Origin of the sequence: Microvirga sp. HBU67558 (genome assembly GCF_018069605.1) — a bacterium.
In the GTDB taxonomy this organism is placed as follows: Bacteria; Pseudomonadota; Alphaproteobacteria; order Rhizobiales; family Beijerinckiaceae; genus Microvirga; species Microvirga terrae.
In genome coordinates this window covers 1-1,146 of sequence record NZ_JAGPUP010000309.1, presented here as the reverse complement: position 1 = coordinate 1,146, position 1,146 = coordinate 1, and the positions used below count along the sequence as shown (strand labels likewise).

Below are 1,146 nucleotides of genomic sequence, written 5' to 3'. Positions count from 1 at the left end.
GCGCAACCCTCGCTCATCGCATAGTGTGGACGAGCCACCTCCGCCGGCAACGAACATACGGTCTGTCAGATCGGAGTGTTTGCCGCTTACGTCTCGGACAGGGGCTGCGCCTTCATCGACCGTCAGCTCTATCTGCCGCAGGACTGGACCAACACGCCCGAGCGCCGCACCGCCGCTCAGGTGCCCGACGGCATCGGCTTTGTCACCAAACCCAAGATCGCCGCACAGATGATTGCGCGGGCGATTGCCGCCGGCGTGCCGTTCGATTGGGCGGCCACCGATACGGTCTATGGCGTAGGCCGGCTCGAGATGCAGCTGCGCCGGGCCGGCAAGGGCTATGTGCTGGGTGCTCATGCCACCGATCAGTTCTCCTCCTGGATCGACAAACCCGAAGTGGCCGGCACGGCAGAGCAGATTGCGCAGGCTCTTGCGCCCGAGGCGTGGACGCGCCTGTCGGCGGGCGACGGGACTAAGGGAGCACGCCTGTACGACTGGGCTTATGTCGAACTCGCCGATCTCGCGGTGGAGGAATACAACGAGGCTCTCACCGGTCTGTGGACGCGCGGCCTGCTGATCCGACGCAGCCTCTCTGATGAGGATCTGGCGTTCTTCTCGACCTGGTGCCCGGCCGGCACGCTGATCGACACGCTGGTGCGGGTCGAGGGCCAGCGCTGGGCGATCGAGGATGCATTTGAGACGGCGAAGACCGAACTGGGGCTCACCCACAACGAGACGCGCTCGTGGCATGGCTGGCACCGGCATGTGTCATTGGTGATGCTGGCGGTTGCCATGATGGCGGTGGTGCGCGAGCGCGCCAACCGCTTCACCTCACCCCAAAAAAGAAAAGACGAGGCCAAGCTCCAGCGCTGGTGCGATGGTCTGTCCAGGAAATCCGCCGCGTGGCCACACGCCTCCAGCAGCGCCGGATCGAGCCTGCCCTCGTGATCGCCTGGTCCGCGTGGCGGCGAGCGCATCAAGCGATGGCGCAAGCCTCACATCGCAAACGAAGGGTGCAACTGTAGTGTTAGAGGCTGGTGAGCAATTTTATTGCTCGATGTAAGTACTTGATTCAGAATAGGTGTGGCTGGACCGCTGCGGCGGATGTGGGCCGTTTAACGATCCGGGAGTCCCGCCGTGGATGCCTGT

1 pseudogene is annotated in these 1,146 nt (G+C 63.9%); it reads left to right on the top strand.

The features are described from left to right. Positions 1–24: 24 nt before the first annotated feature. Positions 25–945 (top strand): annotated as a pseudogene (locus KBI52_RS01415) (IS701 family transposase); the annotation flags it as partial. Between the last annotated feature and the right edge of the window lie 201 nt (positions 946–1,146).